This is a genomic window from Paenarthrobacter sp. MSM-2-10-13, from assembly GCF_011605365.1.
Lineage (GTDB): Bacteria > Actinomycetota > Actinomycetes > Actinomycetales > Micrococcaceae > Arthrobacter.
The window spans coordinates 615,363-631,821 of record NZ_JAAOXO010000001.1; the positions used below are offsets into that span (position 1 = coordinate 615,363).

The 16,459-nt window shown below is 62.0% G+C and carries 11 protein-coding genes; 7 read left to right on the forward strand and 4 right to left on the reverse strand.

Annotation, left to right across the window (positions count from 1 at the left end; all coding sequences use genetic code 11):
- Positions 1-208: 208 nt before the first annotated feature.
- The 7 genes from HAV21_RS02905 (at position 209) to metG (ending at position 10,969) form a co-directional block, all read left to right on the forward strand.
- Entirely contained in the window at positions 209-2,113 is a 1,905-nt protein-coding gene (locus HAV21_RS02905) for an acetolactate synthase large subunit (protein WP_011775175.1), read from the forward strand.
- A gap of 2 nt (positions 2,114-2,115) precedes the next feature.
- On the forward strand, positions 2,116-2,628 hold the full coding sequence (gene ilvN, locus HAV21_RS02910) for an acetolactate synthase small subunit (RefSeq protein ID WP_011775174.1): 513 nt from the start codon (positions 2,116-2,118) through the stop codon (positions 2,626-2,628).
- 68 nt (positions 2,629-2,696) lie between these two features.
- Complete coding sequence (ilvC, locus tag HAV21_RS02915) at positions 2,697-3,722, forward strand: ketol-acid reductoisomerase (RefSeq protein WP_142938726.1); 1,026 nt, start codon at positions 2,697-2,699, stop codon at positions 3,720-3,722.
- 284 nt (positions 3,723-4,006) lie between these two features.
- Positions 4,007-5,602: a phosphoglycerate dehydrogenase gene (gene serA, locus HAV21_RS02920; protein WP_142938727.1), complete on the forward strand. Its 1,596-nt coding sequence runs from the start codon at positions 4,007-4,009 to the stop codon at positions 5,600-5,602.
- A 210-nt stretch (positions 5,603-5,812) separates the two neighbouring features.
- Positions 5,813-8,623: an FtsX-like permease family protein gene (locus HAV21_RS02925; RefSeq protein WP_166840274.1), complete on the forward strand. Its 2,811-nt coding sequence runs from the start codon at positions 5,813-5,815 to the stop codon at positions 8,621-8,623.
- Positions 8,620-9,375 carry an ATP-binding cassette domain-containing protein gene (locus HAV21_RS02930; protein ID WP_166840275.1) on the forward strand — a complete coding sequence of 252 codons (756 nt, stop codon included), beginning with the start codon at positions 8,620-8,622 and terminating at the stop codon, positions 9,373-9,375. The genes HAV21_RS02925 and HAV21_RS02930 overlap by 4 nt, the downstream gene beginning before the upstream one ends.
- Positions 9,376-9,409: 34 nt before the next feature.
- Positions 9,410-10,969 (forward strand): methionine--tRNA ligase, encoded by a 1,560-nt coding sequence (metG, locus tag HAV21_RS02935; protein WP_166840277.1) that lies wholly within the window; start codon positions 9,410-9,412, stop codon positions 10,967-10,969.
- A gap of 118 nt (positions 10,970-11,087) precedes the next feature.
- Here the strand turns inward: metG and HAV21_RS02940 are convergent, their stop codons facing one another.
- The 4 genes from HAV21_RS02940 to HAV21_RS02955 all read right to left on the reverse strand — a co-directional run bounded on the left by HAV21_RS02940 (position 11,088) and on the right by HAV21_RS02955 (position 16,362).
- Positions 11,088-13,553, reverse strand: a complete 2,466-nt coding sequence (locus HAV21_RS02940; RefSeq protein WP_166840279.1) for an FtsX-like permease family protein — start codon at positions 13,551-13,553, stop codon at positions 11,088-11,090.
- Positions 13,554-13,556: 3 nt separating this feature from the next.
- The gene (locus tag HAV21_RS02945) at positions 13,557-14,351 is read right to left on the reverse strand and encodes an ABC transporter ATP-binding protein (RefSeq protein ID WP_166840281.1); all 795 of its coding nucleotides are present in this window, start codon (positions 14,349-14,351) and stop codon (positions 13,557-13,559) included.
- 110 nt (positions 14,352-14,461) lie between these two features.
- On the reverse strand, positions 14,462-15,175 hold the full coding sequence (locus HAV21_RS02950) for a response regulator transcription factor (protein WP_208095797.1): 714 nt from the start codon (positions 15,173-15,175) through the stop codon (positions 14,462-14,464).
- A gap of 2 nt (positions 15,176-15,177) precedes the next feature.
- Positions 15,178-16,362: a histidine kinase gene (locus HAV21_RS02955; RefSeq protein WP_166840284.1), complete on the reverse strand. Its 1,185-nt coding sequence runs from the start codon at positions 16,360-16,362 to the stop codon at positions 15,178-15,180.
- Positions 16,363-16,459: the final 97 nt, after the last annotated feature.

The window sequence follows — 16,459 nt, forward strand, 5'->3', positions numbered from 1 at the left end:
CAATTGACACGTATCTCACTTTGAGGGAACACTGAACGCATGATCACATTCGTTACCGTTGGCGTCGTCGTCCTTACCAAGCGCGTGGCTTAGCCCGACTGGTAACGAACCGTCACGCGCAAACCCCTCGAAGAGCCGCAAGGCTGAGGGGTTTTTTTATTCCCCGAAGCAAGACCCATCTAATGAAGATCCACTAAGGAAGAGTCCGATGAGCAAAGGATCGCCGATCAGCCCCTCGCTGATGGCTGCAAAGTCCGCTGGAGCCCACAAAGCTCCGGAAAAGATCGACCGTACGGCTGAAGCCGTCGTCGTCGACGCTGCTGCACCTCTCTCTCCTGTACTTGGGCCGAACACTGTTGTACCCCCAACGGTGATGTCCGGCTCACAAGCAATTGTCCGCTCGCTCGAAGAACTCGGCGTGGACGATATTTTCGGTTTGCCCGGTGGCGCGATCCTGCCCACCTACGACCCCTTGATGGCCTCCAGCATGAATCACATCCTGGTCCGTCACGAACAGGGAGCCGGCCACGCCGCGCAAGGCTACGCCATGGTTACCGGACGGGTTGGCGTTTGCATCGCCACCTCAGGACCCGGTGCCACCAACCTCGTTACCGCCATCATGGACGCCCACATGGACTCCGTGCCGATGGTAGCCATCACCGGCCAGGTTTCCAGCGGAGTCATCGGAACCGATGCCTTCCAGGAAGCGGACATCGTGGGAATCACGATGCCCATCACCAAGCACTCGTTCCTGGTCACTGACCCCAATGACATCCCGCACGTCATGGCAGAGGCTTTCCACCTCGCATCCACGGGCCGCCCGGGACCTGTCCTGGTGGACATTGCCAAGGACGCCCAAGTTGGCCAGATGACCTTCTCCTGGCCGCCGAAGGTTGACTTGCCGGGCTACCGTCCCGTCGTGCGCGGACACAACAAGCAGGTCCGTGAAGCTGCCAAGCTGATCGCTGCTTCCAGCAAGCCGGTCCTGTACGTGGGCGGCGGTGTGGTCAAGGGCCATGCTTCTGCCGAGCTCATGGAACTCGCGCTTGCTACCGGCGCTCCCGTGGTCACTACCTTGATGGCCCGCGGCGCCTTCCCGGATTCTCACCCGCAGCACGTTGGCATGCCAGGCATGCATGGTTCCGTCTCTGCCGTAACCGCGCTCCAGCAGGCCGACCTCCTGATAACGCTCGGTGCAAGGTTTGATGACCGCGTCACCGGCGTGCTGAAGACCTTTGCCCCGTTTGCCAAGGTCATTCACGCTGACATCGACCCCGCGGAAATCTCCAAAAACCGCACTGCCGATGTTCCGATCGTTGGCTCGGTCAAGGAAATCATTCCGGAACTCACCGAGGCCGTGAAGACACAGTTTGAGCTGAGCGGGACCCCGGACCTGGATTCGTGGTGGGCCTTCCTGGGCAACCTCCGCGACACCTACCCGCTGGGTTGGACGGAGCCCGAGGACGGCCTGACCGCCCCGCAGCGCGTGATCAAGCGCATCGGCGAACTCACCGGACCGGAAGGCATCTACGTGGCCGGCGTGGGCCAGCACCAGATGTGGGCCGCGCAGTTCATCAAGTACGAGCGCCCCCACGCCTGGCTGAACTCCGGTGGCGCAGGAACCATGGGATACTCGGTTCCTGCAGCCATGGGCGCCAAAGTTGGTGAACCGGACCGTGTGGTGTGGGCCATCGACGGGGACGGCTGCTTCCAGATGACCAATCAGGAACTGGCCACCTGCGCCATTAACAACATCCCCATCAAGGTGGCCATCATCAACAACTCCTCGCTGGGTATGGTCCGCCAATGGCAGACGCTGTTCTACGAGGGCCGTTACTCGAACACGGATCTGAACACAGGCCACGACACCATCCGGATTCCGGACTTCGTCAAGTTGGCTGATGCCTACGGTTGCGCCGCACTGCGTTGTGAGCGCGACGAAGACATTGACGCCACCATCCAGAAGGCGCTGGAAATCAACGACCGCCCGGTGGTTATCGACTTCGTCGTCAGCCCCAACTCGATGGTGTGGCCGATGGTGCCTTCGGGCGTCAGCAATGACCAGATCCAGGTTGCCCGCAACATGACCCCGGAATGGGAAGAGGAGGACTAGGCATGAGCCGTCACACACTGTCCGTTCTGGTCGAAGACAAGCCCGGCGTGCTGACCCGCGTGGCCAGCCTCTTCGCCCGGCGCGCGTTCAACATCAATTCCCTTGCTGTGGGACCCACTGAGGTTCCGGGGATGTCCCGCATGACGGTTGTCGTCGACGCCGACGGCGACCTCATTGAGCAGGTCACCAAGCAGCTCAACAAGTTGGTCAACGTGATCAAAATTGTTGAACTGACTTCAGAATCTTCCGTACAACGTGACCACATCCTGGTCAAGGTACGTGCGGATGCCGCGACACGTCTGCAGGTAACCCAAGCTGCAGACCTGTTCCGTGCCGCAGTCGTCGACGTGTCCACAGACTCGTTGGTGATTGAGGCAACCGGTACCCCCGAGAAGCTCGCCGCGCTGCTGTCAGTGCTCGAGCCGTTCGGCATCCGTGAAATCGTGCAGTCCGGCACCTTGGCCGTTGGACGGGGATCCCGCTCCATGAGTGACAGGGCGCTCCGCTCCGCGTGAGCCTTGCGTCCAGTACCGCAGCACCACTATCAATATCTACGAAAAACCACTCAAGAGGAGTTACGCAAGTGACTGAAATGTTCTACGACGATGACGCAGACCTGTCGATCATCCAGGGCCGCAAGGTAGCAATCGTTGGCTACGGCTCGCAGGGCCACGCCCACGCACTGAACCTCCGCGATTCCGGCGTCGAGGTCGTTATCGCGCTCAAGGACGGCTCAAAGTCGGCCGCCAAGGCAGAGGACGCAGGCTTCACTGTCAAGAACGTTGCTGACGCCGCCGAATGGGCCGACGTCATCATGATCCTGGCACCGGACCAGCACCAGCGTGCGATCTACAACGACTCCATCAAGGACAAGCTGACCGAGGGCAAGGCACTTGCGTTCGCACACGGCTTCAACATCCGTTTCGGCTACATCGAAGCTCCGGCCGGCGTTGACGTCATCCTGATCGCCCCGAAGGCTCCCGGCCACACTGTGCGCCGCGAATTCGAAGCCGGCCGCGGTATCCCGGACATCATCGCTGTTGAGCAGGACGCATCCGGTTCCGCTTGGGACCTGGCGAAGTCCTACGCCAAGGCAATCGGTGGAACCCGCGCCGGCGTCATCAAGACCACCTTCACCGAAGAGACCGAAACCGATCTCTTCGGCGAGCAGTCCGTCCTCTGCGGCGGCGTTTCCCAGCTGGTCCAGTACGGCTTCGAAACCCTGACCGAAGCCGGCTACCAGCCGCAGATCGCCTACTTCGAGGTTCTCCACGAGCTCAAGCTCATTGTTGACCTCATGTGGGAAGGCGGCATTGCCAAGCAGCGCTGGAGCGTTTCCGACACCGCAGAGTACGGCGACTACGTTTCCGGCCCGCGCGTCATCACCCCCGAGGTGAAGGAAAACATGAAGGCTGTCCTCGCGGACATCCAGAGCGGTGCTTTTGCCAAGCGCTTCATCGATGATCAGGATAACGGTGGCGCCGAGTTCAAGGAACTGCGTGCCAAGGCTGAGCAGCACCCCATCGAAGAGGTCGGCCGCGAACTGCGCTCCCTGTTCTCCTGGCAGCAGCAGGACGCTGACTACGTTGAAGGTTCCGCAGCCCGCTGATCCTTCCGTGCCGGCCTGAAGGCCGCGCACTACAACGCCCGTCCGGCGAACACAGCCGGGCGGGCGTTGTTGCGTATGATCCACTGTTTCTCCACCGAATAGCACAGCAGTGTGGGCTGTGAACTTCTTCACAACCGCCGCCGGTCCGGCCGTAACATCGCTCCCCGGCAACGGAATCCCGGCCCGGATTCGATATTCTGGGCTGGTCCCGGCGCCGTGCCCCGGGCCACGCATCCGCTCCTTGTCCAGTTCTGTCCAAAGTTGTCCAAAGTAAGGTGCCACCCGTGTCAGCCAGCAAACCCGTCGTCCTCCTCGCCGAGGAACTTTCGCCCGCCACAGTCGAGGCATTGGGCCCGGACTTTGAAATCCGACAGACCGACGGCGCCGACCGTTCCCAGCTGCTGTCCGCCATTGCCGACGTCGATGCCATCCTGGTCCGGTCTGCCACCCAAGTGGATGCCGAAGCAATCGCGGCGGCTAAGAACCTCAAGGTCATCGCCCGTGCTGGCGTGGGCTTGGACAACGTGGATATCAAGTCTGCAACGCAGGCCGGCGTTATGGTGGTCAACGCCCCGACGTCCAACATTGTCTCTGCCGCTGAGCTCACCGTGGGTCACATCCTGAGCCTCGCCCGCCACATTCCGCAGGCCAGCTCTGCGTTGAAGAACGGCGAGTGGAAGCGTTCCAAGTACACCGGAATCGAACTTTTTGAGAAGAAGATCGGCATCATCGGCCTGGGACGCATTGGTGCTTTGGTGGCTGCACGCCTCCAGGGTTTCGACACTCAGATCCTGGCGTACGACCCCTACATCACGTCCGCCCGCGCAGCCCAGCTGGGCGTCAAGCTGGTCACACTGGATGAGTTGCTGGAAAACTCGGACTTCATCACCATTCACATGCCTAAGACACCTGAAACGGTGGGGATGCTCGGCGCCGATGCTTTCCGCAAGATGAAGGAAACGGCCTACGTGGTCAACGTGGCCCGCGGTGGCCTCGTGGACGAGGAAGCACTTCACATTGCGCTGAAGGAAGGCCAGATTGCCGGAGCAGGCGTTGACGTCTTCGTCAAGGAGCCCAGTACGGATCTGCCGTTCTTCGAGTTCGACAACGTCATTGTGACCCCCCACCTAGGGGCGTCCACGGATGAGGCCCAGGAGAAGGCAGGCGTTTCAGTTGCCAAGTCCGTGCGCCTCGCCCTCGCCGGCGAGCTGGTACCGGACGCCGTGAACGTAGCCGGCGGAGTCATTGCTCAGGACGTGCGTCCTGGCATCCCGCTGATCGAGAAGCTGGGGCGGATCTTCACCGCGCTGACCCACGCTTCCTTGACGCAGATCGACGTTGAGGTAGCCGGTGAGATTGCCGCACTGGACGTCAAGGTGCTCGAGCTCGCCGCACTGAAGGGCGTTTTCGCGGACGTCGTCACGGAGCAGGTCTCCTACGTGAATGCTCCGGTGATCGCCGAACAGCGCGGCATCAACACCCGCCTCATCACCACCCCGGACGCTGAGGATTACCGCAATGTCCTGACCATCCGTGGTGCGCTCAGCGACGGTTCCCAGATTTCCGTCGCCGGAACCCTGACCGGTCCCAAGCAGGTGGAGAAGCTTGTGGGCGTCAACGGGTACGACGTCGAAATTCCCATCAGCGAACACCTGGTGGTTGTAGCCTACGCCGACCGTCCGGGCGTGATTGGCACCATTGGACACATCCTGGGCATGAACAACATCAACATCGGCGGGATGCAGGTGGCACGCCAGACCGAAGGCGGCCAGGTACTGGCACTCCTGACCATCGACAGCTCCGTTCCGCAGCAAGTGCTGGAAGCCATCAAGGCCGGTATTGGCGCTGAGATGGTTCGCGAAGTGGACCTGGAGGACTAGCACTGATCCGTATCAGTTAGGTTCGCGTGCCGGCGACACACCTTGGCACGCAGGAGTGGCCGGTCTGCTTACAATGGCTGGGTCCGGAATTCGGACCCGGCAGCAGGCCGGCCACAACTTTTTTGCACATACAGCCCGGTATTCCTTTGTGTCTTTTGAGGAATCACGGAGCATGTGTGCGCGCCCGTAATCAAGGTCTCAGGGAGCCCAATGAACGCCGTCCAAAGGTTCATCAGAAGCCGTGTGCTGCTGCTGACCGCGGCCATTTTGATCGTCGCCATGTGCTTGTCCGTCCTCGTCCAGAGCCAGTCGCAGGCGGCTCTGAACAGGACAGTGGACGAGAACTCGCGGGGACTCTACGACATCCTGGTCCAGGCAAAGCCTGACCAGTCACAAGATGGCGACGGCGGTGCATTGATCCAGCCGGAAATCGCCAACGGCCAGGGCGGCATCAGCTTTGAACAGTTGGAGAAGATTCGGACCATGGGCCAAACGGCCGTGGCCGCGCCCATCAGCCTGGTCTCGCGCGTATCGCAAAACCTTGAGGCCCCTCGCCTTAACGCCATGGACTACCTGGGGTACAACGCGGGACTTGCCGGGGCAGTAACGGCGGGGGACCCCTCCGCCATGGACTCCAGCAAATGGCCTGCAGCGGAATCCGTGCTCTCTGATTCCCCCAAGAAGTATCGTCTGACCGCCTCTGCCACCAGCTCTGACGGCGTTAACCAGCAGACTCTCTTCAAGACCAGCGCCGAAGGTACTTTGGGCAAGGGCCGGCTGATCCAGGAACAGACTGCGGGCGGCACCAACGTCCGGATCGCGGGCCCCGAGGGCGAGACCGGCGTCAAGTTCCCGGCCCCCGCCTTGGGCTCCGAGCATAACCTCTTCAATCTCTCCGTAGCGCTTCCCTTGGCGCCCGAGGTGACAGAGTCCGTCGTCGCCGTCGACCCCGCCGCTGAGCGCGCGCTGCTGGGCTCCGCAGGAGACTTCCTGGCACCACTGGAGAAAGCTCCTCCGGCAGACGCCCGTGACGCCGGTGCAATCGGACGCCACTTCGAAAGTCTTTTCACCACCGGCCTCAGCATGGACCAGCTGGAAGAAGGACCGGATTTCCTGGGTGTAAAGCTCAAATACTGGGCGCCGCTGATGACGCAGTACCAGCAAGCCAAGCGCGACGGCCTACTGACCAATGATTCCAAGGCCATCCCGCTGATTGTCCGTTCCGGCACCTCCCTTGACCTCCAGTACTCGGTAAAGATCGAGGAACTTGATGCAAGTGGCAAGGTGGTCAAGGATGTTGGCACCGTAACGCGGTCCTTGGACAAGGACTACCTCCCGTTCGTATCCAAGTCCCCGTTCGCCCTCGAATGGCCGGGATCCACTGACCACAGCCAATTGCTGGGCAGCACGGCTTCCTTCAGCCAGGGCCTGTACAACCCGGCCGCTTGGAGCACCGCTTTTGCCGCCGCTCCGCAGTACAAGGACGGCGATGAAGCCGCCAACGGTGCAACAGACAAGAGCGCCATCCCGGGAGACTGGGTGACGGTCAACCGTTTGCCTGAGAAGTCCTCCTTCGGGGCAGCCGTGGACCAGACGCAACGCAAGCCGGTTGACGAACGTTCCTACCGGGAGGACCTGGAGACGGGCAAGAAGCCGGCTACACCATTGCCCATGGTGTACGGAACCTTCGACCCTGCCGCCGTAAAGTCTGCGGCCGGGGACGTCAACAAGCTTCCCTTGGGCGGCTATGACCCCACTCCCATGACGCTGAGCAAGGACGCTGAGGGCAAAGAGTTGGAGGGCACGGAACTGAAGCCGTCCCTGAGCGCTACGGGCCTGGTCAGCCAGTCCGCCGGAGCCATCACCGACTACTACGGTCTGGCAGCAGCTCGTGGCTACGACAGCAACGCAGATGTCATTGACGCCATCCGGGTCAAAGCATCAGCAAGCGGCAACTGGAAGACGGCACAGCCCGAGGTGGAGAAACTTGCCACCCAGATCCGCGAGCTGGGCCTTGAGGCCACTGTGGTGGCTGGATCCGCCCGCGAGGACGCCAACATTTTTGTCCCCGGCTATAGCAAAGACGACGCCGGTAAGGAATCACCGCTGGGCACCGTCCAGCAGTCGTGGGTACGGCAGGACGCGGCCGACGCCGTCTCCGGCTCCCTCACCGGAACCAATATCACCCTGCTGTTCCTGACCCTTCTTGGCGCCACACTCCTGACGGGTGCCTCCACCGTGAGCTACATCCGCCAGCGCAGGAGCGAAGCCGGAATTCTTCGCGCCATGGGGTGGACGCAAAAACGCATACGATCCTGGGTCCTGGAAGAGTTCGGCGTAGGTGCCGCTGCTCTCGCTGCCGCCGGCATTGTCCTGAGCCTGCTGAGCTGGAATATCGCCACCGTGATCGTCTCGGTGACCATGCTTGTCATTTACTGTGGTGCTGCATTGCTGGCCGCCCAGCAGTTGCGCCACCGCGTGGTGATTGATCAGGAGCCGCAGCACGACGACCGGCTGGTCACCGTGGACTCGCCGCTGACATTTGCGAACAGGCAGCTGACAACCAACCGGTTCAACTCGATCTCTCTGGCCGTGGCAGTGGGTGTGTTTGGTGCCGCAGTGGGTGCCCTCATCGCGCTCCTGATCGACATTCCCCGGGCAGCCGGCGCCAGCGCACTGAGTGGTCTCGCCGCAGCAAGCATCGCCCTGCCGAGCGTCATCCTCGCTGTTTTCGGTGTGGTTGTCGGGCTCCTGTTGACCTTGGTCACCGGCCGCTTCGAACTCCATGCCAAACGGGAGTACCTCGGTACCTTGCGTGCCATGGGCTGGAACCCGGACATGCTGGGCCAGGTCCGCTTCTTTGAAAACGCACTTGTGGGCACGGTGGCACTTCCGCTGGGTGTCCTCGGCGCCTTGGGGCTGGGGCTGCTCCTGGCTCCCTACGCGGCTCTTTGGGCCGGGCTGGCCGGTCTGCTGGCCGTAATTTGCTGGATTCCGATTGCAACGAAAGTAGTCAAATGACTGACAATCCCAACCCCGAGCTGACGGCCACCCCGGAATCGGCGGAAGAGTCATTGCAGACCCGTGCCAACACCATCGTGAGGGCCACGGATCACGCAACACCCCTGGAACTGAGCCGGGTCACCATCCACTACGGTGGCGACAAAGGCGGAGCCGAGGAAGTTGACGTGGTGGACGACTTCAACCTCACCCTTCATTCCGGCGAAATGCACTGTGTTGCCGGTCGAAGCGGCTCCGGTAAGACCAGCATCCTGACCGTCAGCGCAGGACTGACGCTCCCGACGTCGGGCAAAGTCTTCTGGGAGGGCCAGCCCCTGGACAGCATGGGCGACGACGAGATCGCGGACCGCCGCCGGGCGCTGATCGGCTACGTGGATCAGGGCGGTGCCTTGATTGACGGCATGAGCGCGTTGGAAAACGTCCTGCTCCCCGCCGTGCCCGATGGCGAAGTGGAACAGCGTACCGAGATGGCCAAGGACCTCCTGGACCTCGTGGGCCTGGGACGCCGCATGCGCCACCGTCCTGCGCAGCTTTCCGGTGGTGAACGTCAGCGCGTGGCTATTGCCCGCGCCCTGATCCTGGGAACCCGCGTATTGGTGGTGGACGAGCCCACGGCCAGCCTTGACCGTGCGGCGGCCAACCGCATCATCGGCATTCTGAAGGACACCACCAGCGATGGCATTGCCGTCCTGGTTGCCTCCCACGACCACGAGCTCGTGCGGCTCAGCGATACGCTGACCGAACTTAACTAAGCTATTTCATCCCAAAAAAAGGTAACTTCTTAGAGTGACGTCTCCAGAGAAATCCCCGTTCTACATCACCACCGCAATCAGCTACCCCAACGGCGTGCCGCACATCGGCCACGCTTACGAGGTCATTGCGACTGATGCCATGGCACGCTTCAAGCGCCTTGACGGCCATGAAGTGTTCTTCATGACCGGAACGGACGAGCACGGACTCAAGATGCAGCAGTCAGCCGAGAAGGAAGGCATCTCTGCCAAACAGCTCGCTGACCGCAACTCGGCAGCCTTCAAGCAGATGAGCCAGGACTTGGGCATCTCCCATGACCGCTTCATCCGCACCACGGACCAGGACCACTACGCCGCCTCCCAAGCCATCTGGAAGAAGATGGAAGCCAACGGCGATATCTACCTGTCCAAGTACGAGGGCTGGTACTCCGTCCGTGACGAGGCATATTACGTCGAGGACGACACCGTGGTGAAGGAGGACGGGCTTCGCTACTCCAAGGAAACGGACACTCTGGTGACGTGGACCGCCGAGGAAAGCTACTTTTTCCGGCTCTCCAATTACCAGGAGAAACTCCTTGCCCTGTACGAGGAACAACCGGAGTTTGGTGCGCCGCAGTCGCGCTTTAATGAGGTCATCAGTTTTGTCCGGCGCGGCCTGGAAGACCTGTCCATCAGCCGCACCACCTTCGACTGGGGCGTTCCCGTCCCCGGCGATGAAAAGCACGTCATGTACGTCTGGGTCGACGCCCTGACCAATTACCTGACCGGCGTGGGCTACCCGGACATCGAGTCGGAATCATTCAAGAAGTTCTGGCCTGCCGACGTCCACGTGATCGGCAAGGACATCTCACGCTTCCACGCTATTTACTGGCCCGCTTTCCTCATGAGTGCAGGCCTGGAGTTGCCCAAGCGCGTCATGATCCACGGCTTCCTCACCAACAATGGTGTGAAGATGTCCAAGTCTTTGGGCAACGTTGTGGCACCGCAGGACTTCGTGGCACAGTACGGCCTGGACCAGTGCCGCTACTTCTTCCTCCGCGAAGTTCCCTTTGGTGCTGATGGCAACTACAACCATGAAGCAATCGTGGGCCGCATGAACTCGGATCTGGCCAACAACTTCGGCAACCTTGCTCAGCGTTCGCTGTCCATGGTGGCGAAGAACTGTGAAGGTAAGGTCCCGGTTCCCGGAACCTTTACCGCTGAGGACAACGCTTTGTTGGCCCAGGCCGGCCAGCTGCTGGACACTGCACGCGCTGCCTTCGAAAAGCAGGAATTCAGCCGGGCCCTCGAAGCGATCTGGACCGTCCTGGGCGACACCAATGCGTATTTCGCGGAGCAGGCTCCGTGGGTGCTGCGTAAGACTGACCTTGAGCGCATGAACACCGTCCTGTACGTCACCTTGGAGGTTGTCCGTATTGTGGCGATCCTCGCCCAACCGGTAATGCCGTCGTCGTCCGCGAAGCTCCTGGAAGTTCTTGGGCAACCGGAAGGCGAGTCCCGCCAGTTCGCCGCGGTGGCAATACCCATTGTTGCCGGCACCCAGCTTCCGGCGCCTGCCCCGGTCTTCCCGCGTTACGAAGAACCCGCCGAGGCATAAACCTTCTCTCACATCACAGCCGTAAACAAGAAACGCTCTCTCACTTCCTGCCGGTCTATCCAGGGAAGTGAGAGAGCGTTTCTGTTTAAGGGTGATTAGCTGATAGAGCGTCGGGGGCTTAGGCGGTAGCTAGCCCCTCAACCGGTGACAACCGTGCCGCCCGCCGGGCAGGCACCACCGATGCCAGAAGTCCGGCAACTACGGCTACGCCAAAGACAGCTGCCAACTGCAGCCACGGCACCGCCGGAACAACAGTGGCCACGCCGCCCAGGGTTGCCTGCGCTCCAAGCCATCCGTAAACGACGCCCATGCCGGCTCCCATGATCGCTGCCACGCCCGCGACGAGCACGGCTTCAATAGCCAACATCCCGCGAAGCTGCCCCTTGGTCAGGCCAAGGGCGCGGAGCAACGAGTTCTCGCGTGTCCGCTCCAGGACCGACAGCGACAAGGTGTTGGCCACGCCGATCAACGCGATCACCACTGCGACACCAAGGAGCCCAGTGACCACCAGCAACAGGACATCGATGATGCTGTTGAAGGTCACTCGCTCAATTGCTGCACCGCTGACAGTGCGCTCATGAACACCCAGAGCGGACGCGATGTCCTTCTGGATGGCCTGAACCCGGTCCCCGGATACCGAATCGTCCAGTTTCACCCACACCATGCCCGGCGTTTCCGGCAACGCAGCTGAAGAGATGCTCGAACTCTCCACGAAGGCGGGTACGTGGCGGGTTCGCAGAACCTTGGCATCGAGCGTAACGCTGCCTGCCGCCGTCGAGATGTCTGCTGCTCCCTGCCCGGAGTCTTCAGGCAGGTAGACGGTGCCTGGCGCCGGCTTGAGTTTGTTGTCGCGCAGTACGGATGCGGCATCAACGGCGGAGAGCCCGTAGACGGTGGTGGCGGCGTCAGGCGTCGCTCCGTCCTGCAGCGTTCCCAACGGTTGGAGCAGCACCGCAGCGCTGACGCCGTCGAGGGCTTTGATTCGAGACAGGGCCTGCGTGGGGTCGGTGCCGTCCACTGCTGTCTGAGCGGACAGGTCCACCGGATAGTTTTCCGCCAAGGTGTCGTTGAATGCCTGCCTGGACGTCGCCGCCCCCGTCATCATGAGGGAGACCAGCGTGACCCCGATCAGCAGTGCAGCGGCCGTAGCGGAAGTGCGGGCAGGGTTTCGCGTCGCGTTGACGGCTGCGAGCTTGCCGGGCACACCGGCCGGTGCTGCCAACCGGCCTGCCATGGCTACCACGGATGGGATGAACAGGGTGGAGCACAGCAGGATGCCCACAAACGAGGCAGCACCCCCGAGCAACGCCACCAGCAAGGAGACCGTCAGGCTGCCGTACACCAGCACGACGGCTCCGCCCAGCACGGCCACGAGGCCCAGGATAAGGCGGATCTTGCCTCGCCGGTTGCCCACGGTGGCGTCGTCGGCCGGTCGGAGGGCCGCCAGTGGTGCCACGGCTGTTGCCGCTTTCGCGGGTACCAGGGCAGCCACCACCGTCAGGAGCGTGCCGGCTACCAGGCCGGCAATGATGGCCGACGGCGGTACCGCCAGTGTGGCGAAGGCTTGCTCAGGTTGGGACTTGGCCCAGGCAATCAAGCCGGTCATCAGGCCGGTGGCAGCGAGGACGCCCACAACCGAGGAAATGAAACCGACCACCAGCGCCTCCAGCATGACGGATCCGCGGATCTGTGACCGGCCGGCACCAAGGCACCGAAGCAAAGCCAACTCCCTGGTCCGTTGGGCAACCAGGACTGAGAACGTATTGGCTACCACCAAAGTGGAAACAAGGATGGCCACTCCAGCGAAAGCGAGCAACACAACGGTCAACTGATCCTGGCCGGCACTGAGCATGGCCACTGTGGAGGTGACCTTCTCCTGCGCCGTTTCCAGCACGGGTCCAACGGTGCCGGCCGCTTCCATACGGTGTGCGATGAAGTCCTTGGCTGCGGTGACGTCTTCCCCGGGCTTGAGCGCGAACTGAAGCCCCGAATACCCGGCGCCCGCGTCCTGCACGGCGTTCAGAACCGATTCCGAACCCACCAACTGGGCAGCCGATGACGAGAAAGGATCGTTGGTGGCTTTCATGAGGCCCGATACGGTGACCTTCGCTGTCTTGACCGGTCCCGCGCCGCGCAACTCCACGGCACTGCCGACTGTGAGGCCCAAATGCTCGGCAGTCTTGACGTCAATTGCGGCTTCCAAGCCGCTCGATGGCATGGACCCTGAGGACAGCATGCCACTCTCCAGGGAAACCGGCGCCGCATTGCGCAGGCGCCCGTACTGCTCACCGCCACCGGCCACGAACGTCACATACGTGGAACGCTCGGCGTAGCTGTCCTGGACTGCAGGGGATGAAACGGCTGCATCCACCGCAGCCTGGGTGAACGGCTCCCCGTTCTTGGACGTAGCCACAACATCGGCGTTGCGGTACGCCTCGCCGATACTCGCGCCCAGTGAGGCATTGGTGCTGGCGCCCACCATAAGGGTGGCCGAGAGAAACATGACGGACAACATGACTGCAAGCCCGATAGCGACGAATCGTCGGAAATGCGTCGTCAATTGCGAGACGGCAACACGCAACATGCCTCAGGCCCCCAGCTTGCCGAGGGCGGTCAGCACAGAGTCTGCCGTTGGATGGTGAATCTCGCCCACCAGGCCTCCGTCGCTCATCAGTACTACGCGGTCCGCGTAGCTGGCGGCCACGGGATCGTGGGTGACCATGATGATGGTCTGCCCCATCTCCTGGCTGCTCCGGCGCAGCAGTGCCAATACTTCCCCGCCGGCCTTTGAGTCGAGGTTGCCGGTTGGTTCGTCACCAAACACGACGTCGGGACGAGTCAGCAGCGCCCGGGCAACAGCCACGCGCTGCTGTTGGCCACCGGAGAGCTCATGTGGCCGATGCTTCATACGGTCCTTGAGCCCAAGGGTTGTGACAACGGTATCCAGCCATCCGGCGTCGGCAGTGGTTCCTGCCAAGGCGAGGGGGAGCGTGATGTTTTGTTCGGCAGTCAAGGTGGGCACCAGGTTGAATGCCTGGAAAACGAAGCCGATCCTCTCACGGCGGAGAGCCGTGAGCTGGCGGTCGTTGAGCCCTGTCAGTTCCGTGCCGCCCAGCACAATCCGTCCGGAATCAGCCGTATCCAAGCCGGCGAGACAATGCATCAAAGTGGATTTGCCGGAGCCGGACGGCCCCATGATGGCAGTGAACTTTCCGGCGTCGAAGCTCACCGACACTTTGTTCAGGGCAGTCACGGTGGTATCGGCGCGGCCGTAGCTCTTGGTCAGCTCATGAGCCTCCACAGCGGGACGGGCCTGAGCGCCTGCCGAGCCTGCCGGACGATCGGTTCCTGACGGGTGGGGGAGAGACGTGAATGTTGTCATGGTTCCACGCTATGTTTCAGCCCTACGCTGGAGGATCGGGCTGCGGGCCCATTATTCCGGGGGCCTGCTCATACCGTGGTCTGAGACTGGCCGCCGCAGTGCAGGGCTGCCTAAGTACCCGGCGCCACCACGCCGGTCTCATAGGCAATGACTACAATCTGGACGCGGTCCCGTGCACCAAGCTTGGCCAGAATATGGCCCACATGGGTCTTCACCGTTGCCTCGGAAAGGAACAGGCCCGCTGCTATCTCCGGATTGGACTGTCCCTGTGCGATCAGCTGGAATACCTCGCGCTCGCGGGTGGTCAGGCGCTCGACTGCGGCTGCATGTTCAGTTTGCTCCGGCGATTGAGTCCTCAGGAGCGGTGCCACGTGGTCAAGCAGGCGCCGGGTGGTGGAAGGAGCGATCACGGCGTCACCGCGGTAGACGGTGCGGATGGCCTCGAGTAGTTCCTCTGGCGGTGCATCTTTGAGGAGGAACCCGCTGGCACCGGCCTGAATCGCGGCAAGGGCGTACTCGTCCAAATCGAAGGTGGTGAGCACCACGATTTTGATTTCGGCCCGCTGGGAGCCGGAGGGCTGTGCCGCAGCTTGTTCCAAAAGTCGACGGGTTGCTTCAATGCCGTCCATCCCTGGCATGCGGACATCCATCAGGACTACGTCGGCGGCAGTGGCGCTCAGAGCCTGTACCGCCTCAATCCCGTTTCCTGCCTCAGCCACCACCTCCAGGTCCGGCTGGGAATTGATCAACATGCCAAAACCGGACCTCACCAATTGCTGGTCATCAACGAGTGCCACACGAATGGGCGCAGGAACTTCAGGCATGGCTAGGCCTCCGAATAGGGGATGAATGCGGACACACGGAAACCGCCGCCCTGTACCGGGCCTGCGGTCAAGGAACCATCGTAGAGGGAGACTCGCTCGCCCATTCCCGGAAGCCCGTTACCGCCGCCTGCCGTTGGCGGATCAGCAGCGGCACCCCGGCCGTCGTCGATGATGTCCACTTGCAGGCCTCGGGCCTGCCATGTGAGCGTTACCGCCGCCGTCGCCTTGGGGCCGGCGTGTTTCATCACATTGGTGAGTGCTTCCTGAATGATTCGATAGGCAGTGAGTTCGGCGCCGGCAGGAAGGGCCCTGCGGGGCACACCGGTCTGTTCGAAGGCCACCTGAAGTGTCGCAGCGCGGAAGCCGAGGAGGAGTTCATCGAGATCCGAAAGCCGGGGTTGTGGGCGGGTAGGGGAGTCCGCGTCCGAGCGGAGGACCCCCAGCAGCCTTCTCATTTCGCCCAAGGAATCCCGGCCTGTAGCTGCGATGGTGGCCAATGCTTCGGTGGCGAGCTCGGGTTGTGCCGCAGCCGCGTATCGTGCGCCGTCCGCTTGGGTAATGATGACGGACAGCGAATGCGCCACGATGTCGTGCATCTCGCGGGCTATATGGGAGCGTTCGTCGGCAGCGGCCAGTTTCCGTTCCTGCATCTGCTCCACTTCGAGTCGCCGTGTTCGGTCCTCCAGTGCCTGAAGCTGGAGGCGGCGGACGCGCGTCAGGTCACCAAGTGTCCAACTCACCAATACAAGCATCCATATCAGCACGGTATAGAGCGCGCCTATGGTCAGGCCCAGAATTCCGGATTCGGCGGTAGTGGAAAAGAGCCGTGTGGTGAGCATGACCCCACCGACGAGCCCGGCCAGCAGAACCGTCCGGCTCGCCCACGCGGGTCCGTAGGCAGCCGTTGCGTAGATGACCAGCGGGACCGCGATTTGGCCCGCTACCGGTTCCGCACCCACGGCCCACTGGATGAGGCACACAAGGATCACGACGCCGGCCGCCACAGCCGGGCGCGTACGTCGCCAGGCGAGGGGAAACAGGAGGCTGCAGGACAGAAGGAACAGCCAGGGCCTGTCGGCGACCAGATATACGGGACCGAAGAGGAGAATCAGCAGGCAGGTAGCCGTCATGTCCACTTTAAAGCGGTTGATCCGGAACCATTCGTAAGCTGCGTGCCTTCTATCCACGCTATGACTCTATGCGCTGGGTCCTGGCATGGGCATCATGCCGTGGTCTGAGCCTTCCGTTGCTGCAACCAGATGCCGTTGTTCAAGGAGTGAGACG